The following is a 23,339-nucleotide window of genomic DNA, read 5'->3' on the forward strand; positions in this document are numbered from 1 at the left end:
GACTTGCCGACTATAAGAATTCTGGGCGTTGCTGTTCAGGACCGTTCAGGACTGGCCGGACTTGCCGGACTTGCCGGACTTGCCGGACTTGCCGGGTACGGGCAGGTGCGCGGCGCTGTTCCAGGTGTCAACCGGACGGCTGAACAGGTTCTCGGTCTGAAAGTGCGCCATGCGCCACTGCCCTTGCTCCTGGGCGAACCGCACGGTCAGGCGGGCGCTATTGAGGTGCGAGGCACCCGAGGCGAAGGTCGAGGTCTGCAACATCACCCAACTGGCATCTGCGGCATCGCCAGTGACACGGATAAGTTCCGAAGTCAGGAAGTGCACGTTCAGCGAGAAATGCGCCGGTTCGACCATGTAGGTGGCAAACATCGCTTTGATCGCCTCGCGCCCCTGATAACCGCCGAAGCTGTCCTGGTACTTGGCACCCTTGCCTTCCCAGACCGCCTGCGCAGTAAACAAACCGGCCAGCTCCTCGAGTGGCGAATCCACGCCAAGCCCGTCGCACAGAACCATGTAGCGGTTCATGCAGGCCCGGATCGCGTTCTCGCTCTCCAGCTGTTCGAGCCGCTGCTCCAGCGCGCGCAAATGCTCTTGTGATGACATGGCGTCCTCTCTCGACTCAGCGCTGGATGATCAGTTCGCGCCCGGTACGGGCCTCGACCTTGCAATACTTCCAGAGTTTGTATGGGCCATCGCCGACCTCTGTGGTGCGAAACAGATTGCAGGCGGCGTGGACGGTTTCGATGTCTGGCACATCGGCCAGCAGGTATGTGGTCCAGGGCCAGCCAGCGGACGGGCCGACCATGCTCTGGTCGTCGTCCATGTTGCCCAGCACAGTGACGCCCGGCAGGTCGGCGATGCCGTTCCACATGGCGCCGAACGCGGCCCAGACTTCCAGCGCTTCGGGGCGCGGAGCATCGAAGAAGTTTTGGTTGATGCCGATGCAGAACAGGACTCGCAACGCTTTTTTATCAGTCATGGGATTCACCAATCAGTAGGAAAAATTTACAGGTAGCCAGGCAGAGGTTTGTTGCCGAAGAAGATCGCGCCGGCGTTCTGGTAGGTCATATCGCCCATGAAGGCGTGCTGTGTAATGACTTGGGTGTCGTTGACGAAACGCGACAGAGGGCTGGTGCGGTAGACCCCGCTCATGCCCGACAGCATTTGCGCGGTGCGCGCGACATCGGCCGCGACGCGTGTGGCGTGGGTCGAAGACAAGCGCAGCATGTTGGTCTGTTCGACGCTCACCGCAACGCCGGCCAGCACGCTGTCCCAGGCATCGTCGATGGCTTGGTAGAACCACGAACGCGCAGCGCGCAGCGACGCTTCGGCCTTGGCCATCTCGACCTGGGCCAGCGGCCGGTCGGACAACGATGGCGCACCGGTCACGGAGATTCGTCCACTGGCCATGCCGCTCAGCTCATCGAGTGCCGCGCGGGCAACGCCCAGGCCGACCACCGACAACACCTGCGTGGCGAACGACAGTGACGGATAGCGGAAGAACGGTTCGTCAAGATTCGACGGACCACCGCGCACGAAGGTCCACTCTTCCGGCACCACCACGCCTTCGACGACGACGTCATGGCTGCCGGTGCCGACCAGGCCGACGACGTTCCAGGTTTCCTCGATCCGTACTTTTTCCCGAGGCATCACCGCCAGCCGTGGCAGGCCGAGCATCTCGCCGTTTTTCGGGCTGATGCCCACGCCGATCAGCGACGCCCCCATGCAACCGCTGGAAAATTTCCAGCGTCCGTTGACCTCCAGGCCACCGTCGACAAAGGACGCCGGCTGCGGCGGGAAGATCCCGCCGGCGAATACCACGTCAGGCGAGTCGGCATAAATTTTCTTGATGGTTTCCAGTGGCAGCGCCGCCAGGTAAACCGGGCTCATGCCGAAGCTGGCGACCCAACCGGCGGACCCATCGGCGATGGAGATGTCCTCCACCATCTGGCAAAACTCGGCCGGCGAACGCTCGTCACCGCCAAAACGCTTGGGCACCAGGGCCCGATAAACGCCAAGCTCGCGGAACTGTTCGATGACATCCTGCGAGATGAATTTCTGTTGGTCGAATTCTTCGCTCCGGGCACGCGCACGAATCTCGACCAGCAGCTTCTGAAAGGCTTCATTTGCCGTGATCGGCACGCAGCGCTGTTGATGCAGTTCGCTTGGCGCAGTCATGGGTTTCTCCACAGTAAGCATGACGATTACTCTTCCAGGCGCCGGACCAGCTCGCGGGCGACTGCACACAGCAGTTCGTCCGCGCCATGGGCGGCAATGAGTTGAAGGCCGACCGGAAGTCCCGAAGCGCTTTCCAGAGGAATGCTCAGAGCCGGGTGACCGGACAGATTGAAAGCGCGCACCAGGGAGGTCATGCCCAGGGCGGCGCGAGTGTCGGCCGCATCGGCGACCAGCAACGGGAAGTCGGGCATGGTCGGCATGGCCAGGATCGGGGTGATGGCCAGGGCTGCGTCCACTTCTGCGATAAACGCGCGACGGATGATTTCGGCTTTTTCAACGGCCTCGGCAGAGGTCAGGCTGGCCGCGCGCAGCCGGTCGGCGACATCGTTGCCGACCCGGCCGGTTTGCAGAAGATGGCCGCATGCGGCCCAGGTTTCGGCGTTGATGATCGCCATTCCCGCGCCATAAGCCGCCAGCATGCCGGGCAGCGATTGCTCGACCAGCGCGAAGCGCGAACGACCCAGGGCCTGGCTCACCACCGCACTGACGTGTTCGTCGGCTTGTACGGCGACGACCCCGATGGACAGGTTTTCAGGCATCGATACCGACTTGAACGTCGGGTCGATGGCGTGCATCGCGTCGATAAGACAGTCCATGTCCCGTGCAAGCGGCCCCACACAATCGAGGGTGCTGTGCGCTGGCATGACGCCCTCGCGGCTGACACGGCCGAAGGTTGGCTTGAGGCCGAATACACCACAGCACGCCGCTGGAATCCGCACCGAACCTCCGGTATCGGTGCCCAGCGCGAAGTCGCAAAGGCCCGCCGCCACCGCGGCCGCCGAACCACTGGAAGAACCGCCCGGTATATAGCCCGGATAGCGCGGATTGGCCGCAGTGCCCGTCCAGGCGTTGAGGCCGGTGGTGCCGAATGCCAATTCATGCAGGCTGGTTTTTCCGCTGATCCGGCAGCCCGCATCCAGGAGCGCCTGGACGACCTGGGCATGCTTGCCGGCCGCGGGAGCATCGGCCAGTGCGCTGCTTGAAGCGCGGGTCGGGTAGCCAGCGATATCGATGGTGTCTTTCACCATGACCGAAAGGCCGCTCCCTCCTAAGGCTAAATCCTCGACAACGATCGACATGCTCTTTACCTGCTCGTTATGTGTCACCGGAACGGATGACCTCGGCACCAGGGCCGGGGTAAATGCTTAAATCTAAAATCGTAATATTTACGTGAAATGTCAATTGAATTTTACCAAATAAAAGAGTGTGTATTTTCGGTGCATATTTTCGCATCTCGCCCCAATGACGTGCACTTTGGTAACACCTGAAAAAAGCCTCAGCAATCCTAAATTTTCAGTTTTTATCGTTATAAAACATAGTGTTATTTCGTTTTTTGCGTGACAGCGGCAACGAAACATCTGGAAAAATATCCCTACCGGCTCACCCGCCGAAAACCCTCTACAAAAAATAATCCGAGCCAAAAACGCTCATGAAAAAAGACCTATAAAATCATCGTTTTTTGCGTATTTATTGTTGTAGTTTTTCAGCCTTTTCAAGGCTGCCTTGATCCAGATCAAAGCCTTGTTCGACATGGTGTGGTGCCGATTTCCGCCGCCCCCGGATGGTCCTCCGACACACCCTCAGAATGTCCGGGCCCGACTGCTGCGAAGCGTGCCTGGCGGAGATCGCAGTAGCGGCTTTGCGCCACGCACCAAAAAATTTCTGGCATGCAATCTGCTTTTGCCCTCATCGCCCTCGACCGATTGCCCATGGTCGACCGGCACCCGGATGGCTCGGTAACAGACCCTGGGTGCCACAGCAGTTCGCCAAAAAAAAACAGGGCCGTACCTTGGGCCGTACTCGCACCACGTGGTGGTCGGGGCGGCCGGCCATCAGCCTTTTGCAGCGTTGCAACTCTTCGGAGAAAGTCATGCTTTTCAGAAAAGCCGTGTCCACGTTGTTGTTGAGTGCCGCCTGCGCCGCCGCCGCACAGGCGGAAGTGAAAGTCGGTGTCATTACCTCCTCCACCGGGCCGATCGCGCTGGTCGGGCTACCACAGAAAAACACCGTGCCCTTGCTGCCGACCCAGGCCGGCGACCAGGTGGTGAAGTACATTTCCCTGGATGACGCGAGCGACCCGACCGCGACGGTGAAGGCGCTGAAGAAACTGATCGACGAAGAAAATGTCGATGCCATCATCGGCCCGAGCGGTTCGCCCAACGCCATGGGCGTGATCCAGTTCGCCGCCGAGGCAGGCGTGCCGTTACTGGCGCCGGTTGGCACGGCTGCCGTGGTATTGCCGATGACCGAGCAGAAGAAATGGGTGTTCAAGACCACACAGAACGATGACCTGATCGCCAAGGCACTGTTCGAACACATGGCCAGAAAAGGCGTGAAGACCCTCGGCTTTATCGGCACCGGCGACCCGTATGGCGAGAACTGGGCCAAGGTCATGGCCGGCCTTGCAGCGCAGCAGAACATCAAGGTGGTGGCCAACGAGCGCTTCCAGCGCCAGGACACTTCGGTCACCGGACAGAGCCTGAAACTACTCGCTACCCGTCCCGACGCGGTGCTGGTCGCAGCGCCGGGCAGCTCGGCCGTGATGCCGCAGACCACACTGTTCGACCAGGGCTATCGCGGCCAGGTCTACCAGACCCACGGCGCGGCACTGCCAGACTTCCTCAAGCTGGGCGGCAAAAAAGTCGAGGGCACCGTCCTGGCCGCCAGCCTGATGCTGGTACTCGATGAAATCCCGGACAGCCACCCTTCGAAGAAGATCGCCAGCGACTACACCGCCGCCTACGAAAAGCTCAACGGCAGCAAACCGGCGACCTTCGGCGGCAACACCTTCGACGCCGGCCTGTTGCTGCAGCAGGCGATCCCGATTGCGGCAAAGAAAGCGGCACCAGGCACCCCCGAGTTTCGTGCGGCCCTGCGTGATGCGCTCGAGCAAAGTCACGAGCTGGCCGGCACCCAAGGTGTTTACAACATGACGCTGCAAGACCACAGCGGCTTCGACGAGCGCGGTCGCGAACTGATCGTGGTCAAGAACGGCAACTGGACGCTGTTGCACGACAACTGATCGAAACCCGGGCGCACAGCCCGCTGCGCGCCCTGCCCGATTGCCGACGAGTCGACCTGCGTCGGCAGGCGGGCCTGATATTCATCTGTAGAAAAGAGCTCTCATTATGAATTTCCAGATAGCCATGCTGCTGGGCCAGGACGGCATGACCAACGGCGCGATCTATGCACTGTTGGCCCTGTCGATCCTCCTGGTGTTCACCGTGACCCGGATCCTGTTGATCCCCCAGGGTGAATTCGTGACCTATGGCGCCTTGACCATGGCCACTTTGCAGAGTGGTCACCCGACTGCTCTGGTCTGGTTGCTGCTCGGTCTGACACTGATCGATTGCGCACTCGATCTGTGGGGCGCGGCGCGTTCGAGCCAAGCCTTTCGGTTCCCCGTACGCATTCTCTTCAAGCTCGGCTATGCAGGGCTGCTGGCGGTACTGATCAACACCTTGCCGCTGGCCGAGTTGCCGATGGCGGTCCAAGCCTTGCTGACCCTGGCGCTGGTGGTTCCGCTGGGGCCGCAGATCTACCGCCTGGTGTTCCAGCCGATCGCCTCGGCCAGTTCGCTGGTCCTGCTGATTGTGTCGATCGCCGTGCACGTCAGCATGGTCGGTATCGCGCTGTTGCTGTTCGGGCCTGAAGGCGCACGCACCCGGCCGTTTTCCGAAGCCGGCCTGGAACTGGGCCCGGTGACCTTCAACAGCCAGACACTCTGGGTGCTGGCAGTGTCCCTGGGGCTGATCGTCGGCCTGTATCTGTTCTTCGAGCGCACGCTGTATGGTAAGGCTTTGCGCGCCACCGCGGTCAACCGCATGGGCGCCAGGCTGATGGGCATTTCACCGACCCTCGCGGGCAAGTCGACCTTCGTGCTCGCGGCCCTGATCGGCACGCTTTCGGGGATCCTGATCGCACCGATCACCACGCTGTATTTCGATTCCGGCTTCGTCATCAGCCTCAAAGGCTTCGTCGGCGCGATCATCGGCGGGCTGGTCAGCTATCCGGTCGCCGCGCTCGGCGCCCTGGCGGTGGGCCTGATCGAAGCATTCTCGATGTTCTGGGCCAGCACCTATAAAGAAATCATCGTGTTCACCCTGATCATTCCGTTCCTGCTTTGGCGTTCGCTCACCAGTCGTCATGTGGAGGAAGAAGAATGAACCCGCGCTATCTGTTGCTTGCCCTGTTGCTGGTGGTGGGCGTCGCGCCGCTGCTGTTGCCGCCGTACTACGTCACCCTGCTCAACTACATCGGCATGTACGCCATGGTGGTGTTGGGGCTGGTGCTGCTCACCGGTGTCGGCGGCATGACCAGTTTCGGCCAGGCTGCGTTCGTCGGCCTGGGCGCCTACACCTCAGCCTATCTGACCACCACCGAACAATTGCCGGCGTGGCTGGCCTGGGCCGGTACGTCTCCCTGGCTGACGCTGCTGGTCGGCGTGGCGCTCACCGCCTCGGTGGCGCTGATTCTCGGCGCGCTGACGCTCAAGCTGTCCGGACACTACCTGCCCCTGGGTACGATCGCCTGGGGTCTTTCGCTGTACTACCTGTTCGGCACCCTGGAATCCCTGGGCGGCCACACCGGCGTCGGCGGCTTGCCCTCGATTTCGTTGTTCGGGCTGAAGCTGGATAAAGGCGAGAACATCTACTACCTGATCTGGACTCTGCTGTTGCTGGCAATCGTCATCACCCAGAACCTCCTGAGTTCCCGCGAAGGTCGTGCCATACGTGCACTCAAGGGCGGCCAGGTGATGGCCGAGTCGATGGGGGTCAACACCTTCCGTTCGAAGATGGTGATTTTCGTGATCTCGGCGGTGTTCGCGGCGATTTCCGGCTGGCTCTATGCGCACACCCAACGCTTCGTCAACCCGACACCCTTCGGCTTGAACATGGGCATCGACTACCTGTTCATGGCCTTGATCGGCGGAGTCGGCAGTGTCTGGGGCGCCCTGCTCGGCGCGGGCATCCTGACCCTGCTCAAGCAATGGCTGCAGGACTGGTTGCCGCACCTGCTGGGTAACACCGGCAACTACGAAATCATCGTGTTCGGTATCCTGATCGTGATCCTGATGCAGCGTGCGCCCGGGGGGTTGTGGCCACTGCTGACACGCCTGGTGCCCGCCCGCTTCAGGGTGCGGGCCAAGGTCCGGAATGTCGACGCCAAGGCTGCGCCCCTGCCACGCCGGCAACTGCCCAAGCATGGTGAGCTGATCCTTGAGGCTCGGCAGGTGACCAAGCGCTTCGGCGGGCTGGTGGCCAACAACGACATGAGCCTGGAAATCCGCTCCGGCGAAATCCTCGCGCTGATCGGCCCCAACGGCGCCGGCAAGAGCACCATGTTCAACCAGCTCTCCGGTGTCGATACCCCGAGCAGCGGCGAAGTGCTGTTCATGGGTCGAAAGATCAACGGCATGAACTCGCGGCAAGTGGCCCGCATGGGCATGAGCCGCACCTTTCAGCACGTGAAGCTGCTGGGCAACATGAGCGTGCTGGAGAACGTCGCCATCGGCGCGCACTTGCGTGGCCAGCAAGGCGTGCTGTCGGCGGCCCTGCACCTGGATCGACGCGAAGAAGCCGAGTTGCTCGGCGAGGCCAGGCGTCAGCTGGAGCGCGTAGGCCTCGGTGACTACCTGTATGAAGAGGCCGGGAGCCTGGCCCTGGGCCAACAGCGGATCCTGGAAATCGCCCGGGCCTTGTGCGCCGATCCGTGCCTGCTGTTGCTCGACGAACCGGCGGCCGGTTTGCGCCTGAAAGAAAAGGAAGCCCTGGGCGTCCTGCTCAGCCGGCTGCGCAGCGAAGGCATGGCGATCCTGCTGGTCGAGCACGACATGGACTTCGTCATGGGCCTGGTCGATCGCGTGGTGGTCATGGAGTTCGGGCAGCGGATCGCCCAAGGCCTGCCCGAAGACGTACAGAAGGATCCGGCGGTGCTGGAAGCCTACCTGGGAGGAGTTGAATGATGAACATGCAAGTGGAACCGCACCTCGCACCGCGCAACCAGGTCGACGACGCCGTGCTGCAGATCAAGGGCCTGAGCGTGGCCTATGGCAAAGTCGAAGCGCTGAGCGACGCCAGCCTGACGGTCGGCAAGGGTCAGATCGTGACGGTAATCGGCCCCAATGGCGCCGGCAAGACCACCCTGCTGTCGGCCATCATGGGCGTGCTCGGCTCCCGGGGTCAGGTGCATTTCGACGGCAGCCTGGAAAGCCTGCCCGAAGTCGAAGTGATGGTCTCCCGGGGCCTGGGCCTGGTGCCGGAAAAACGCGAGCTGTTTACCAGCATGAGCGTGGCCGACAATTTGCTGTTAGGCGCCTTTCAACGCCATCGCCGGGGGGACCGGCGCTACAGCGAGACGCTGGGCGAAGTCTATGAACTGTTCCCGCGCCTGTGGGAACGCCGCGAGCAACTGGCGGCGACGTTGTCCGGTGGGGAACGGCAGATGCTCGCCGTGGGCCGGGCGCTGATGGCCAAGCCCAAGTTGCTGATGCTCGACGAGCCGAGCCTGGGCCTGGCGCCGCTGATTACCCGGGAGATTTTCCGCATCATCACCGCCCTGCGCGAGCAAGGGGTGTCGATCCTGCTGGTGGAGCAAAACGCGCGCGCCGCCTTGCGGGTGGCCGATTACGCCTATGTGCTGGAAACCGGGCAGATCGCCATGCAGGGCCCGGCCCGGCAACTGGCTGACGATCCGCGTGTGATCGAAGCGTATCTGGGCCTGGCCAGCAAGCACCAGGAAATGCTGGCCACCTGATACTCCAGCACGACACCGCCCCCTGTAGGAGCTGGCTTGCCAGCGAAGGCGTTCTATCAGTCAACATCTCAGTTGAATGTGCCGCCGCTTTCGCCGGCAAGCCGGCTCCTACAGGGCGATTGCGGTGGGTCAGTCGACATGTTTATTGACTGGTCGGACGCTTTCGCCGGCAAGCCGGCTCCTACAGGGCGATTGCGGTGGGTCAGTCGACATGTTTATTGACTGGTCGGACGCCTTCGCCGGCAAGCCGGCTCCTACAGGGCGATTGCGGTGGGTCAGTCGATGTATTTATTGACTGGTCGGATGCTTTCGCCAGCAAGCTGGCTCCTACACAGGGGATCGGTGGCATGTGCGGAAGGCATAAACATCCTATCGTCATGAACAGCATTACCGCCTTGCGAGGCCCTTCTGAATAATCCGGAGCTACGATGAACGCTTCCCCCTTGCGCATCGGCATCGCCGGTGCCGGTGCCATCGGCTGCACCCTGGCAGCACGCCTGGCTGTCAGCGGCCACAAGGTCAAGGTACTGGCCCGAGGTGAAACCCTGTCCGTCATCCGCCGTGACGGCATCCACCTGTCCGACCTCGACGGCCAGCACCATGTGCGCGTCGAGGCCAGCGACGACGCCGCCAGCCTTGGCGAGCAGGACCTGATTTTTCTCTGCGCCAAGGCCCAGGCCCTGGCCACTCTGCTGCCGCAACTACAGCCGATGATCGGTGCCGAGACCGTGGTGATCCCGGTGGTCAACGGCGTGCCGTGGTGGTACTTCCACGGCGAAGGCGGACGCTACGACGGGCAACGGGTGAACGCGGTCGATCCGCAGTCGATTCTCAGCCAGGCCCTGGACCTGCGCCACGTGATCGGCTGCGTGGTGTTCATCACCGCGCACTGCCCGGCCAACGCCGTGGCCGAATCGCACACCCCGCACCTGATGATTTTCGGCGAGCCGGACAACTGCCTCAGCCCGCGCCTGGAGCGTGTGCGCGCACTGATCGAAAGTGTCGGGATCGAAGCACGGGCCACCGACCGCATCCGCGACAACCTGTGGACCAAGATCATCGCCAACATCACCTCCAACCCACTCTCGGTGATCACGGGCGCCACCCTCGAGCAGCTTTACAGCCTGCCGGAGCTGCGCGACCTGGTCAGCAGCTGCCTGCATGAAGCGCTGCTGACCGCCGCCGCTTATGGCGCGCGCGTGAGCATCGACCCACGGACCTTTCTTGAGCTGGGTGCCGGCATGGGCGCGGTGCGCACCTCGATGCTGCAGGACTATGAGAAAGGCCGTCCCCTGGAGCTGGCCGCCATCGGCGACGCGGTGCTGGAGCTGGCCGATTACATGGCGATCCCGATGCCCGTCACCAGGCACCTGATTGCCCTGGCGCGCTTTCGCGGCGAACAGGCCCGCCACTGACTCACTACCACAAGGACTTAGACATGGACCACAGCCCAATGACAAAACCCCACGCGTACAGCGACGAAGAATGGGCACTGCGCGTGCAACTTGCGCATTGCTACCACCTGGTGGATTTCTTCGGCTGGACCGAAACCATCTTCAACCATATTTCCGCACGCCTGCCCGGCCCGGCGCACCATTATCTGGTCAACCCCTTCGGCCTCAATTACACCGAAGTGACGCCGGCCAACCTGCTCAAGGTCGACCTGCACGGCAAGAAGCTCGAAGACTCGCCCTACGACGGCAACCCGGCCGGTTTCGCCCTGCACAGCGCGGTGCACGGTGCCCGTGCGGACATCCAGTGCCTGATCCACACGCACACCACGCCGATTTCGGCCATCGTCATGAAAAAGGCCGGCTTTGCCCACCACGACTTTTACGGTGCGCAACTCTACGGACGCATCGGCTACCACACCTTCGAAGGCATCACGCTGTTCGATGACGAAAAAGCCCGGATGATCGACAGCCTCGGCGACAAACACATCCTGGTGCTGCGCAACCACGGCATTGCCGTCGGTGAAAGCAGCATCGCCAAGGCATTCTTCCTGCTGTGGACGGTGCAGCGCGCCGCCGAAATCCAGTGCCAGGCCGGCGCGCTGGGTGGTGAAGACAATCCGCTGCCTGAGGCGATCAGCCAAAAGTGCGCCGAACTCACGGCCATGCTCATCCGGGACAGTGGCTTCGCGGTGAAATTCTTCGACGCCATGGTTCGCAAAATGCGCGCCGAACGCGGCCAGTGCTGGTAATCGCAGGAGCGTTGCGTGGCTAACTGGCCAACTCCCAACTGGACCTGGCCCAGCGCTTTGTTCAGGGCTGAGTTTATCGAGCTTCGAGCATCAGGCCTGACGTCGCAGAGTCTCGGACGGCAGGCAGCCGTATCTCTTGCGGACTTTCGTAGAAGTCTCGAACACAAAGGCCTTACCTGAGGCACGCTCCGGCGTGTCCGCTGGTTTTTTGCAGCCGGCGGCGCGACAATGACGCCCGCTATCAAACCCAGCTCACAGAAAGACTACGCCGACCTTTATGACCACCCCGAAAAAGCGCCTGAGCCGATACAACCCCGCCAGCGAAGACTTCAAGAAGGAAGAGTTTCCCTTCTACTGGCTGGCTCGCCTGCACGGCCGCTACTCCATGGCCATGGAGAAAGCGCTGAAAAAAATCGACATGGACATCCCGCGCTGGCGGATTCTGTTCATCCTCAAGGAAAACGGCGAGTCGAGCATTTCGGAAATCTCCATCCATGCCATCGCCAAGCTTTCGACCATCACCAAGATCGTCTATCGCATGAAAGCCGACGGCTTGGTAGAGACCAACACCAGCGCCAGCGACGGGCGGGTGACCCAGGTCTCTCTCACCGAGACCGGCCGCCATACCATCGAAGAAATCCAGCGGGGCACCAGCGATATCTTCCGCACCAGCTTCAAAGGCCTGACCGAGGCCCAGATCACCAAGCTGAACAGCACACTGGAAAAAATATTCAACAACCTGCCGGAAGACTGACCCGCAACTACCATTGAGCTTCTTTTTCAGTGCTTGACGACGGATGGGGATATGCTTGCCGGCTGGGCGGCAAGACAGTCTAACTTTCCGTTCCACGAAGCTCTGGAGAATGAGTTGTCAAAGAAAAAGGATATGAGCCAGTTACAGATCGATGGTGTTTTCTGCATCAGTCTCCGGGGTCGGACTGACCGCCGGGAGCTTTTGACCCGTGAGTTCGAAGGCAGTGGGCTGAACATCGAGTTTCTGATAGTGGACCGCGACAACGAGAGCCCCGAACGAGGCTGTTTCGACTCCCACGTCAAATGCGCGAAGATGGCCCTGGAGCGCAACTATCGACGTATTCTGGTCCTTGAAGATGACGCCACCCTGGTTGCATTCAAACAGGACCAGCTGCATCAAATGAATGCCTTCATGAACCGGCAAGAACCGGGACTGTTCTACCTGGGAGCAAACCTGGGGAAAGTCTGGTTGACCTGGCACAGGGGAATAGCCCGGGTACGTGCCAAGGGCACCCATGCCTACATTCTGTCCAGTAACGCGTGCGAACAACTGCTGGCGCATGCCCCCTACACCGGCATCGCCATCGACAAGGTTTATTCAAAGCATTTCAAAGCCTACATGGCCTTTCCCATGCTGAGCCAGCAACAGCCCGAGGAAGTCGTTGCAAGCGACGTCCTGGCGGCCAGGTCGTCAGACGGGACCTTTCCTGATGCGGCGTATTGGCGGGACAACTGGCGCAGGCAATATGTACAAGTATTCAAGAATCTCGGCAAGACTGTGTTGCTTCGGGACCTTTGAGCCTGTGTGAAACGGCCCCACCTGAAAACCGCCAATCCCTGGCGGTTTTTTTTTGAACCTTTACGACCTGATGTAGCCCCTAAGCTATGGAACATTGCCACGCATTCTGAGAAATGGAAACGCTCGCTCACAGGAGGAATGACCATGATTGACGAATCGAAAATCCGGCAAAGAGCTTATGAATTGTGGGAAAGGGATGCTCGTCCCGATGGCGCTGAAGTACATTATTGGCTGCTCGCTCGAGAACAGCTTGAGAAAGAGGGGCAGCCGTCTGCTGCCGGCTCTGTTGACCCCGTCTCTGGCGAATGGGAAAGCGGCTCGGACGAACCCACGCAGCCGGCTGAAGGTGGCGAAAAGGCTGACGAGGATGACTGGCCGGCAAAAGGTGAAGCCGCCCGCTACTCAGGCGCGTAGTGGGTGCGCTGATGATCACCAGGCTCTTCATTCAGGCGAGGGAATGAAGAGCTTCTTGATTTATCCCAGTGCGCTATCACAACACTCATGGCCATCATCACCATTTGTCAGAAATGTAAAACATGACACTTCCGACACCCATCAGGACGAACGCCTTGAATATAGGGTACCCAGGCCCCTGGCATGAAACGTACTGATATATACCCGATATCAAAAAAAGTGCTCCTACACACAGCACGATGATTGAAATCCGCCGCTGGACCCGGAATCTGTCTTTTATACTGCCGTACCAAAACATCAAAATCCTCCCTGAATTCCCAAACCTGGCGATACATAGTGCTGCGCGTGCGGCCACGGAGGGCGGCGCCTGACTGGGGACACCCCAAGAGCAATATCCAGACGCCTATTTTATTTGGTTACAACTAATGGCATTTCGCCGCCCAGGCGATCATTATCCAGCACATCTTCAATGAATGGAGTGGAATAATGAGCTGGGAAGTCACGGTTTGCGTCGATAGCGTGATTTATCCGCTTGGCGTTGTGCAAAAAGCGTCCTATGCACTCGCTCGCGTACTGATGATCCAAATCAGACAAGCAGAAAACTTAATCTATCTCGACGCCGCTCCGATCCTGCTGGCAGGGGGAACTGGGTCAGTTATATCCGTGCAAGAGGCCCGCTGGCTGCTTTTACGAAACCTCAATGACTTTGCATTGCGTGCACAAATTCAGCAAGAAACGTCAGGATTGCGGGAGATAATCGCGACTGCGGCCCTTCGCGGTGCGGGCGTTTGAGCACAATGCTGATAGCCAAGGAGGCGAGCTATCGACTGCTTCCGTTTCGATTTGCACGTATCGATGACCATGACAGCGAAAGTATCCTGCTGACAGCTGAAACAGGCGAATACCTTTTCGTCTCGGAAAAGCAGTTGAAGGATCTTGTTAGCAAGTCCTGACCGAGTCCGAGCAAGACTTGGTCACGATGCCGTATCCGCATTGACAACCATCACATCAAAAAGCCTGGAATACCCGGAGGCAATCATTGATGAGTACGTAGCTCGGGGGTTTAACAGCATCTCTCTGCGTCCTTTGAGCCCCTATGGATTCGCCAAGACATCCGAAAAACGCTTGGACTATTCGATGAACGAGTTCATTGGTTTCTATATGAAAGCATTGTCATATTTGATGAAGCTGAATGCTCAAGGGACCTACATTTCAGAAAGCTACGCATCACTCCTGCTGACCAACATACTCACACCGTTTGCCTCCGGGTATGTGGACCTGCGCTCGCCCCTTGGCGCAGGGTTGGGGACTCTCGTCTACAACTACGACGGCGACGTCTATCCCTCTGATGAAGCACGCATGCTCCTTGAAATGGGCGAGGATGGCCTGATGCTCGGGAGCGTAAGCCAACCTCTAAAGGAGCTGCTCCAATCACCAGTGATCGATATGTTGCTTTCTGCGGGTGTGGCAGAAGCATTACCTGGGTGCTCCGATTGCGCGTTAGTTCCCTTCTGCGGAGCTGATCCGATTGAGCATTTCGCCCGCCAAGGAGATCCCATTGGTCACCGCTCGTTCAGCAGCTTCTGCGAGCGGGACAGAAAATAGAAATCCGCATGGTTCTCAGTAAATTGACCACTGCCCGCCTTCCGGAATGGGCGCATTTCCTTTTTCGAAATTTGCCTTTCGTGCACCACGTTGCCCTCATGGGGATTGAAAGCACGGGGCTTGCCAAAAAGAACTACGAACAGCTTTGGATGGATCCGGCGGACTATCAAAAAAACCTGAGCCAAGCCACATTTTTCCTCGATATCCGCGGCATCGCAGTTTCAATTTACAACCTGCCACTTTGCGTATTGGATCCGGTGTTGGGACGTTTCTATCGCCAGAGCATTTCCGACTGGAAAAACTTGTTTATCGATGCCTGCCAGACTTGCTCGGCTACCCACGCTTGCGCAGGTTTTTTCAAATCCCATTCAACAAAATGGCAGAGCCGCAATATCCATCCGCTCTCCGCTGACGACCTGAAACACATGCAAGGAGCACCTTATGAAACTGCTTGATCGCTGGAAGCTTCTGATAGGCCAATCTATCGTCATGATGCCTATTATCGGCAGTCCGATGGCAGACGCCAATCAGGCTCAACTGGCATCAGATGATTGGCTGCCAAATCCAAACAGTACTCCGCCTGCATTCAAGAACACGCTCAACGCGCAAGACGCGATTAACGTCTATGCAGCCCATCGTTCTCACAGTTCTCACCGATCGCATAGCTCGCACAGCTCTCACTACAGCGGTTCTAGTGGCTACAGCGCGCCGCGGGCCTACACGGCTCCCAGCACAAACTACTACACCCCACCAGCTAGCACGGGCAGCACTTATCGTTCAGCCACCAGCAATCCAAGCACGGCAACAGTTCCATCTGGAACTGGATCGACTACGGGATCAAATGCGTACGCCACTACACCTGCAAAACCCACAACCAACGATCTATCGATGCTTGTTCGACGTGTCCAGTTGGCCTTGATGATCAAAAAATATTATTCAGGACCGATTGACGGGATCCTTGGTAACAGCACCCGTGGATCGTTGATGGCCTTCCAGGTGGACTCTGCCATTAGTAGCAGCGGCAAGATGGATACACCGACGCTGAATGCATTGGGCATTGCTATTCCGTAACGTCATCGGCAATCCCGGAAGCCGGTGTGGCGTAGACATAAAGGCGTCAGATCTCCTTCTGTACCCGCCTGTAAATAGATCTGTCACCTTTTCCTCACCTTTTCCGCCGTCACCTTTTCCGCCCCAAATAACCTCGGTTTCAGCTCGCCGACGCTGGAACGATCGGGCTTTTTTCGTATTGCTCGGCAATGACGGTGTATCGGGGTTTATCGAATACCGAAATTCTTCCCCGACCAAATAAACCCCGGCACATGGACATGACCATCAAACAGCAGCCTGGCAGTGCGCAGCAGCCCACAGCCAACCAGCGCGCCATTGTCTGTTTGCAGCTCCACAGTGAACTCGCCGGTTGGATGTTCCACCGACAAGTGCAAAAGCCTTCCGGGCCGAACACGGGCCAGGCCTTGCGCCACGGAACCGCTGATCAAACACGCCGAGGCCACACTGACGGCGCCAAACACGCCGATCGAGGCATGACAGGTGTGGGGGATGAAGCTACGACTGTTGATGGCGCCGCCGGCCGCGGGTTCGGAGACCAGGCACATTTTCGGGACGCTTCGCCGGGTCACGTCCCCCAGGTTCATCAAGGGGCCGGCTTGCAAACGAATCGACTCGATCCTGGCCTTGAGTGCTTCATCGCCCTCTAATTGTTCGCGGCTTTCATAGCCAGTGCATCCCAGGTCGGCAGCGCGCATCAGCGCCACCGGCATGCCGTTGTCGATGCAGGTCACCTCGATGCCATCAAACAGGTCGAGTACGTTGCCGGTGGGCAACAAGGCCCCGCAACTGGAGCCGGCGATGTCGTCGAACTCGACGATCACTGGCGCTGCGGTGCCAGGTACACCATCGATGCCGGCCGCCCCCTGATAATGAACTTCGCCCTGTGGCGTCTGGACGATAGCCGTGGCTGTCTGGCCGGTGTTCTCCATGAATATCCTGACCCGCGTCACTTCGCCCTGGGCCGGAACCAGTCCGCGCTCGAGGGCAAAGGGACCCACCCCGGCCAGAATGTTGCCGCAGTTCTGGCCGTAATCCACTCGTGGCTGATCCACTACGACCTGGGCAAACAGATAGTCGACATCAACGCCTGGACGCTCCGAGCGACGAATGATCGCCACTTTACTGGTCAACGAATCCGCACCACCGATACCATCGATCTGCCGCGAATCGGGCGAGCCCATGGCGGCGAGTAAAACCTTATCGCGCAGGTCCGGTTCACTCGGCAAATCCTCGGCCAGGAAATAAGCACCCTTGGAGGTGCCCCCGCGCATCAACAGGCAAGGAATACGGGTCTGGCTCATGTTCAGCCCTCCAGTTGTTCGAGGCTGTCGTAGTACTTCAGGCCCTTTTCTTCCAGGCGCGGGCGCATGTTGTAGATATCCAGGCCCAACTCGCCGCTCGCCAGGCGCAGCCGCTTCTGTTCTTCGAGGTCGGCGCGCTTGCGACTGGCCTCGATCACTGCCGGCAACTCTTCACGCCGCACAATCACGATGCCGTCGTCATCGGCCAGCACGACGTCATCGGGATTGACCAGTTGCCCGGCACACACCACAGGGATGTTCACCGAGCCCAGGGTTTCCTTGATCGTGCCTTGGGCATGCACGGCGCGGGACCAGACCCAAAAACCCATTTCCCGCAGGGTTCCGGTATCTCGCACCCCAGCGTCCAGCACCAGGCCACGCACCCCACGAGCCTTCAGCGAAGTTGCCAGCAGGTCGCCAAAAAAACCGTCGCTGCAGGGCGAGCTGGGGGCAACCACCAGAATGTCGCCAGGTTTGCATTGCTCCACTGCCACATGGAACATCCAGTTATCGCCGGGCGCGACCAACACCGTGACGGCCGAACCACTGATGGCAATATCCTGCTGAATCGGCCGTATCGATGACGACAGCAGCCCTTTGCGACCTTGAGACTCGTGAACCGTAGCCACGCCGTATCGGGTCAACTCATCGATCAGCCCACTGTCGGCGCGCTCGATGTTGCGCACCACGACACCCGTCTTCCCGACCATGCTCATCCCAGATTCTCCGTGACGCGTGGAAAGATGCTCTGGTAGCCCTCGGCGTAGACGATGTCCTTCTTCGAGGTGATGCCGATGTTGCGCTTTGCCTGCACGCCACGCTGCAAGGCGACACGGGTGTAGTACTCCCACAGGTGTTCCTGACCTGCCATGCACTGAATGGCGGCGTATTTTTTGTCCCAGACCTCAGTGATGTCCAACAGCACATCAGGTTTCCATTCGCACTGTTCCGGCTGATGCGGTTCAAAGCTATACACCGGTGGCGCGCCAACAATCTTCTCGCCCGGCTTGTAGCCTTCGGCCTGGGCGATGATGCGTGCTTCCTGGGTCAGATGGATGGCCAGGGGATGGTCGTAGTTGTAAGGGTCTTTCAGGGAGTGGCTCAACACAAACTCTGGCTGGACACGACGGAACACGTCGGCCAGGCGAAACAGCGTGTCTTTGTCGGCGCGCATCGGGTAGTCGCCGATATCGAAGAATTCGACCGTGGCACCGAGGATATCGGCGGCGGCCTGTGCCTCTTCACGCCGGGCGGCCTTGACCTTGCCCTCGGTCATTTCGCCCTTGCGCCACAGCTTGGCGGACTCTCCTCGCTCGCCGAAGGACAGGCAAACGATATGCACCCCGTAACCCTGCCGCGCATGCAGCGCGATGGAACCGCCAGCACGCCAGACAAAGTCAGCGGAGTGAGCGCTGACGACCAAAGCCGTTTTTGGATTAGTGTGACTCATGTTGGGACTCCCTCTCTTCTTTAAGGGAATGCTGGCATAGCCCGTCGAGGGCGACTAATGCGTTCGAATCACAATGCTATACTTTTTACTTATCGGCGCTTTCGAATGCCTGCCTGACCCACAAGAGTTTTCCTGATGCCCGCCAGTGAACTGCCCCATTTGATGCAAATCCGGACATTCATTCGGGTGGCCGATCATGGAAGCGTTTCTCGAGCCTCGGAAGTCTTGTTGCGAGCCCAATCGGTGGTGACTCGAGCCGTCCACGATCTGGAAACGCGATTGGGTGTGCAACTGTTCGAGCGACATGCCAATGGCATGCTGTTGACGCCTTACGGAAAATGCATCCTGCCCCGTGCACGACGGATCCTCGCTGAGCTGGCGGTGATTCCCGCGATGCTCGGCCAGCCGCCGGTGACCGTGCACGAAAAGCTTTACCTGCTCTATACCCGGCGCCTGGAAATTTTCGTCAAGCTGTGTGAAACGCAGCACATGCAGACCGTAGCCAACGCCTTCGGGCTGTCCCAACCCGCGATCAGCAGCGCACTGAAAGTACTCGAGAGCGGTACCGGCAAGGTCCTGTTCGAGCGCACCGCCCGCGGTTTGCGACCGACCCAGGCGAGCCAGGAAATCCTTTACCCGATTCGGCGAGCCCTCAATGAGCTGCGGCATATCGATGCCGATATCGCCGCACTCAAGGGCTCCCTGCAAGGAACCGTGACCGTGGGTGCCCTGCCGTTGGGGCGTACCCGGATCCTTCCTGAAGCCATCGTGCAGTTGATCAGCAACCATCCTGGCGTTCGGGTCGCGACCAACGAAAGCCCGTTCAATCTACTGGCCCTGGAACTGCGTGCCGGGGATGTCGATTTTGTGTTCGGCGCCTTGAGGCCAGCAGGCTATGCCAGTGATCTGCATGGCGAGCAATTGTTGACCGAAGAAATGGTCGTGCTCGTGCGAAGCGGCCACCCATTGGCAGGCAAGGCCGTCACGGCGAATGACCTGAGCAACGCCCAATGGGTATTACCCAGGGCCGGATCCCCCGCCCGGCTGATCATGGATGCGCATTTCGAGCACTTGGGCCAAAAATCTCCCGAGCCGGTCGTCGAAACGGGTGACCTGGCGATCATTCGCGGAATACTGTTGCGCTCGGACATGCTCGCGGTGGTCTCGCAGCATCAGCTTGAACACGAAATCGCTTGCGGCGAGTTGCAACGCCTGGCGCTGCAACTGCACGACACTCACCGCCCCATCGGCCTTATCTACCGAACCAACGGCCTGCACTCCCCGGCGGCGCAGGCGTTGATCGAGCAGATCCGCGAGGTGGTCGGGCAAAGCACTTCAATCACTGCTTGCCCGCCACCGAATACGTGACTTGCTGATTGCGCGTCTGTTGAAACGCTTCCAACGACAACCCTTTCATGGCGGCGTAAATGTGCAGGTTGGACACCCCTGTCACCGCACCCAGCTTCTCCAGCAGAAAGAAAATCGCGCCGTATTGAATCAGTGCCTGCCAATCGCGGCGACGAACCATGTCGCGTTCCTGGGGGGTAAGCTGGTGTTCATCGAAAAGCTGGTCCTGCACCTCGAGGAAACGCGCACGCCAGAGCGGATCGATCAGGTTGTGCAGGAAGCGGTTGAGCCGGTAACCCTTATGGCTGCGCTCCAGGGTGAAGGGGTAAGTGCCTTGCAGTTTTTCGATACCGGCCAACTGATGATTGATGTGCTTACGGTGGCGTTCGAGAACGTCGACCGGTACCTCCCTGGCCTGGTTTTCCAGGAGCAGTGTGGCGATACCTGTCATTGAAGGCAGGTAATAATCCTGGTGCAGCTTGTTGACGTTGGCTGACAGCGCTCCGCGCATGATCAGCCAGGTGATCACCTCGGAACCTTCCATGCCACCGAGGGTGGCGTATTCAGCCAGGGTCATTTCGGTCAGGCGCTCGGGATCGTTGACGAACAGGTCAACAAATTGCTCGTCCCACTCAGGATTGTTGAAACCGCAGCGCTCCCCATGGACCTGATGGGAAACACCACCGGTGGCAACGATGGCAACCTTGATATCTTGCGGATAGCTTTCAATGGCGCGACGTAGCGCCTGGCCTAATTTGTAGCAGCGTTTGGCGCTGGGGATCGGAAACTGCAGCACGCCGACTTGCAAGGGTACGATCTCGACCGGCCAGCCATCCTTGAATGGCAACAAGGCCGACATCGGTGAGAACAGCCCATGATCAATAGGCTTGTCACGGAAAAACGACATATCGAATTCATCAGCCACCAGGCTGTTGCCGATGTGCCGGGACAGCGCCGCATGACCCTTGATCGAAGGCAGGTCGCGCTTGCCACCGCCCTCGTCGGCGACGTCGTAATGATCGTCCACGCCAAGGGCGAAGGCAGAATAGTGATCGAAGAAAAACGACGTTACATGGTCATTGAAAATATAGAACAGCACATCCGGCTTGTTCTCGGCGAGCCACGTCTTGATGGGCTCGAAGCTCTTGAAAATCGGCGCCCAGGCCGCGTCACCCTGTTTGTCGTGGTCGACAGCGAAACCGATAGTGGGCGTATGTGATACGGCGAGGCCACCGATGATGCGAGCCATGTGCACTTCTCCAGACAATTTGATGACTACCGACCGGGCCCACCGGATGGGACCTTTTATTTTTATCGGTTAAGAGCCCCTGTCCGTCTCAAGGGAAGCACAGGCGGTGTTTCATCATATTCCAGCCAGATGCCTGCCCGACTGCGAAATCCTTAAGCAGGTATCGTTTTTATTTATCTTCATTAACGGAAGGTGCTGCGCAAGCTGACGACGTGGACAGGAGCGTGAGCTTCGGGGTCACGGCCAAATCTGCGGGTGAAGCTGACAAAACCGTAATCTTTTACTCAGCCTTCTGAAAGGTTGCCCCCCTTACCCTCTTCATCGAACTTGGCAGCATCTCCTGTTTGCTCTGTCATCCGACTGACTGGGAACAAAGCGCATGCACCCATTATCAAGACGAACCTTTGTGAAGGGGCTCGCCGCCGCCGGGACTCTCGGTGGCCTCGGGCTATGGCGCACACCTGTCTGGGCGATCACCAGCCCCGGCGAGGCGAATGTCCTGGCCGGTACCGATTTCGACCTGTTCATCGGCGAAACCCCAATCAACATCACCGGCAACCCGCGCACCGCGATGACCATCAACGGCGGCATTCCCGGCCCCCTGTTGCGCTGGCGCGAAGGCGACACGGTCACGTTGCGGGTGAGGAACAGACTCAACGCGGACACCTCCATTCACTGGCACGGCATTCTGCTACCGGCCAACATGGACGGTGTGCCGGGCCTGAGCTTTCATGGCATTGAACCGGGTGGGATGTATGTCTATCAATTCAAGGTCCGCCAGAACGGCACTTACTGGTATCACAGTCATTCGGGGTTTCAGGAACAGTCCGGCGTCTACGGCCCGTTGGTGATCGATGCGAAGGAGCCGGAGCCGTTCCAGTACGCCCGGGACTACGTGGTGATGCTGACCGACTGGACCGACGAAGACGCGGTCGGCTTGATGAAGACGTTGAAAAAACAGTCGGATTACTACAACTACAACAAGCGCACCGTGGGCGACTTCATCCACGACGTCAGTGAAAAAGGTTGGGGCTCCACGATCGCAGATCGAAAGATGTGGGCTGAAATGAAGATGAATCCCACGGACCTGGCCGACATCAGCGGCGCGACTTACACCTACTTGATGAACGGCCAGTCGCCTGACATGAACTGGACGGGGGTATTCCGGCCCGGCGAGAAACTGCGCCTGCGCTTTATCAACGGCTCCGCCATGACCTACTTCGACGTCCGTATTCCCGGTCTGAAAATGACGGTGGTCGCCGCAGACGGTCTGCACGTCAAGCCGGTGAGCGTCGACGAGTTTCGCATCGCGGTGGCGGAGACGTTCGATGTGATCGTCGAGCCGACCCGGGATGCCTACACCTTGTTCGCCCAGTCGATGGATCGCACTGGCTATGCCTGTGGCACGCTGGCGGTGAAGATGGGTGTGTCCGCGCCGATACCACCACTGAACCCGAGGCCGCTGGTGACCATGGATGACATGGGTATGGGCGGTATGGATCACGGTGGCATGGGCGGCGACATGGCGGGCATGAATCACAGCCAGATGACGGGTATGGACCACAGCTCGATGCAACGCATGGACAGCATGGATCACGGCGGTATGGCTGGAATGGGCGAAATGCAGTCCCACCCCGCGACGGAAAGCAACAATCCGCTGGTGGACATGCAAGCCATGACCACCTCACCCAAGCTTGATGACCCAGGCCTCGGCCTGCGTGACAACGGCCGTCGCGTCCTGACCTATTCCGACCTGCGCAGCACCTTCGACGACCCGGACGGCCGAGACCCCAGCCGCACCATAGAACTGCACCTCACTGGTCACATGGAAAAGTTCGCCTGGTCATTCAACGGCGTGAAGTTCTCCGATGCCGAACCCCTGCGCCTCAAGTATGGCGAGCGGGTTCGGGTAGTGCTGGTCAACGACACGATGATGACTCACCCCATTCACTTGCACGGCATGTGGAGCGATCTCGAAGACGAAAACGGCCAGTTCATGGTGCGCAAACACACCATCGACATGCCGCCCGGCTCACGGCGCAGTTATCGGGTGACCGCCGACGCGCTCGGCCGCTGGGCCTATCACTGCCACCTCCTGTACCACATGGAAATGGGCATGTTCCGTGAAGTTCGAGTGGAAGAATGAGGCG

At 59.4% G+C, this 23,339-nt stretch carries 21 protein-coding genes and 2 pseudogenes; 15 read left to right on the forward strand and 8 right to left on the reverse strand.

The window, feature by feature from the left end; translation table 11 throughout:
• Positions 1–45 precede the first annotated feature (45 nt).
• Genes F8N96_RS19390 through F8N96_RS19405 form a run of 4 tightly spaced genes read right to left on the reverse strand, consistent with a single transcriptional unit; the run spans position 46 to position 3,320 of the window.
• Positions 46–606: a nuclear transport factor 2 family protein gene (locus F8N96_RS19390; protein WP_150799160.1), complete on the reverse strand. Its 561-nt coding sequence runs from the start codon at positions 604–606 to the stop codon at positions 46–48.
• A gap of 16 nt (positions 607–622) precedes the next feature.
• The gene (locus F8N96_RS19395) at positions 623–982 is read right to left on the reverse strand and encodes an IacB protein (protein WP_138965562.1); all 360 of its coding nucleotides are present in this window, start codon (positions 980–982) and stop codon (positions 623–625) included.
• 26 nt (positions 983–1,008) lie between these two features.
• Positions 1,009–2,181, reverse strand: a complete 1,173-nt coding sequence (locus F8N96_RS19400; RefSeq protein ID WP_150799161.1) for an acyl-CoA dehydrogenase family protein — start codon at positions 2,179–2,181, stop codon at positions 1,009–1,011.
• A 26-nt stretch (positions 2,182–2,207) separates the two neighbouring features.
• Positions 2,208–3,320, reverse strand: coding sequence for an amidase (locus F8N96_RS19405; protein WP_150799162.1), 1,113 nt, complete (start codon positions 3,318–3,320; stop codon positions 2,208–2,210).
• A gap of 791 nt (positions 3,321–4,111) precedes the next feature.
• On the opposite strand from F8N96_RS19405, the gene F8N96_RS19410 reads away from it, so the two are divergent.
• From F8N96_RS19410 to hxsA, 13 genes and pseudogenes are all read left to right on the forward strand, one after another.
• Positions 4,112–5,263 carry an ABC transporter substrate-binding protein gene (locus F8N96_RS19410; RefSeq protein WP_150799163.1) on the forward strand — a complete coding sequence of 384 codons (1,152 nt, stop codon included), beginning with the start codon at positions 4,112–4,114 and terminating at the stop codon, positions 5,261–5,263.
• A gap of 106 nt (positions 5,264–5,369) precedes the next feature.
• Positions 5,370–6,407: a branched-chain amino acid ABC transporter permease gene (locus F8N96_RS19415; RefSeq protein WP_138965554.1), complete on the forward strand. Its 1,038-nt coding sequence runs from the start codon at positions 5,370–5,372 to the stop codon at positions 6,405–6,407.
• Entirely contained in the window at positions 6,404–8,206 is a 1,803-nt protein-coding gene (locus F8N96_RS19420) for an ABC transporter permease subunit (RefSeq protein WP_150799164.1), read from the forward strand. Before F8N96_RS19415 ends, F8N96_RS19420 begins: the two co-directional genes overlap by 4 nt.
• Positions 8,203–8,997, forward strand: a complete 795-nt coding sequence (locus tag F8N96_RS19425) for an ABC transporter ATP-binding protein (RefSeq protein ID WP_191635372.1) — start codon at positions 8,203–8,205, stop codon at positions 8,995–8,997. Before F8N96_RS19420 ends, F8N96_RS19425 begins: the two co-directional genes overlap by 4 nt.
• Before the next feature lie 428 nt (positions 8,998–9,425).
• Complete coding sequence (locus F8N96_RS19435) at positions 9,426–10,412, forward strand: ketopantoate reductase family protein (protein ID WP_150799166.1); 987 nt, start codon at positions 9,426–9,428, stop codon at positions 10,410–10,412.
• 38 nt (positions 10,413–10,450) lie between these two features.
• Entirely contained in the window at positions 10,451–11,200 is a 750-nt protein-coding gene (locus F8N96_RS19440) for a class II aldolase/adducin family protein (RefSeq protein WP_263596454.1), read from the forward strand.
• A 277-nt stretch (positions 11,201–11,477) separates the two neighbouring features.
• Positions 11,478–11,954, forward strand: coding sequence for a MarR family winged helix-turn-helix transcriptional regulator (locus tag F8N96_RS19445; protein WP_150799168.1), 477 nt, complete (start codon positions 11,478–11,480; stop codon positions 11,952–11,954).
• A gap of 51 nt (positions 11,955–12,005) precedes the next feature.
• On the forward strand, positions 12,006–12,752 hold the full coding sequence (locus F8N96_RS19450) for a glycosyltransferase family 25 protein (protein ID WP_150799169.1): 747 nt from the start codon (positions 12,006–12,008) through the stop codon (positions 12,750–12,752).
• Positions 12,753–12,896: 144 nt separating this feature from the next.
• A complete protein-coding gene (locus F8N96_RS19455; RefSeq protein ID WP_224789546.1) occupies positions 12,897–13,166 on the forward strand; it encodes a DUF2934 domain-containing protein in 270 nt (89 codons plus the stop codon).
• A gap of 486 nt (positions 13,167–13,652) precedes the next feature.
• A complete protein-coding gene (locus F8N96_RS19465) occupies positions 13,653–13,958 on the forward strand; it encodes a His-Xaa-Ser system protein HxsD (RefSeq protein WP_150799171.1) in 306 nt (101 codons plus the stop codon).
• A gap of 165 nt (positions 13,959–14,123) precedes the next feature.
• A pseudogene (locus F8N96_RS19470) lies at positions 14,124–14,762 on the forward strand (His-Xaa-Ser system radical SAM maturase HxsB); the annotation flags it as partial.
• Positions 14,747–15,226 (forward strand): annotated as a pseudogene (locus tag F8N96_RS19475) (His-Xaa-Ser system radical SAM maturase HxsC); the annotation flags it as partial. The pseudogenes F8N96_RS19470 and F8N96_RS19475, both read left to right, overlap by 16 nt.
• Positions 15,213–15,842 carry a His-Xaa-Ser repeat protein HxsA gene (gene hxsA / locus F8N96_RS19480; protein ID WP_150799172.1) on the forward strand — a complete coding sequence of 210 codons (630 nt, stop codon included), beginning with the start codon at positions 15,213–15,215 and terminating at the stop codon, positions 15,840–15,842. The pseudogene F8N96_RS19475 and the gene hxsA, both read left to right, overlap by 14 nt.
• 206 nt (positions 15,843–16,048) lie before the next feature.
• On the opposite strand, the gene F8N96_RS19485 is transcribed toward hxsA, so the two are convergent.
• The 3 genes from F8N96_RS19485 to galB are packed head-to-tail and all read right to left on the reverse strand — an operon-like array spanning position 16,049 to position 18,593.
• Complete coding sequence (locus F8N96_RS19485; RefSeq protein WP_150799173.1) at positions 16,049–17,143, reverse strand: 4-oxalomesaconate tautomerase; 1,095 nt, start codon at positions 17,141–17,143, stop codon at positions 16,049–16,051.
• Between the two features lie 2 nt (positions 17,144–17,145).
• Positions 17,146–17,859 carry a 4-carboxy-4-hydroxy-2-oxoadipate aldolase/oxaloacetate decarboxylase gene (locus tag F8N96_RS19490; protein ID WP_150799174.1) on the reverse strand — a complete coding sequence of 238 codons (714 nt, stop codon included), beginning with the start codon at positions 17,857–17,859 and terminating at the stop codon, positions 17,146–17,148.
• Positions 17,856–18,593, reverse strand: a complete 738-nt coding sequence (gene galB, locus F8N96_RS19495) for a 4-oxalmesaconate hydratase (RefSeq protein ID WP_150799175.1) — start codon at positions 18,591–18,593, stop codon at positions 17,856–17,858. The genes F8N96_RS19490 and galB overlap by 4 nt, the downstream gene beginning before the upstream one ends.
• Positions 18,594–18,728: 135 nt before the next feature.
• On the opposite strand from galB, the gene F8N96_RS19500 reads away from it, so the two are divergent.
• Complete coding sequence (locus F8N96_RS19500; RefSeq protein ID WP_150799176.1) at positions 18,729–19,961, forward strand: LysR family transcriptional regulator; 1,233 nt, start codon at positions 18,729–18,731, stop codon at positions 19,959–19,961.
• Here F8N96_RS19500 and F8N96_RS19505 read toward each other — a convergent pair.
• Positions 19,933–21,189 (reverse strand): gallate dioxygenase, encoded by a 1,257-nt coding sequence (locus F8N96_RS19505; RefSeq protein WP_150799177.1) that lies wholly within the window; start codon positions 21,187–21,189, stop codon positions 19,933–19,935. The genes F8N96_RS19500 and F8N96_RS19505 overlap by 29 nt on opposite strands.
• A 379-nt stretch (positions 21,190–21,568) precedes the next feature.
• Here F8N96_RS19505 and F8N96_RS19510 point away from each other — a divergent pair, with 379 nt between their 5' ends.
• The gene (locus tag F8N96_RS19510) at positions 21,569–23,335 is read left to right on the forward strand and encodes a copper resistance system multicopper oxidase (RefSeq protein WP_150799178.1); all 1,767 of its coding nucleotides are present in this window, start codon (positions 21,569–21,571) and stop codon (positions 23,333–23,335) included.
• Positions 23,336–23,339: the final 4 nt, after the last annotated feature.

This window comes from Pseudomonas fluorescens, assembly GCF_902497855.1.
GTDB lineage: Bacteria > Pseudomonadota > Gammaproteobacteria > Pseudomonadales > Pseudomonadaceae > Aquipseudomonas > Aquipseudomonas fluorescens_BI.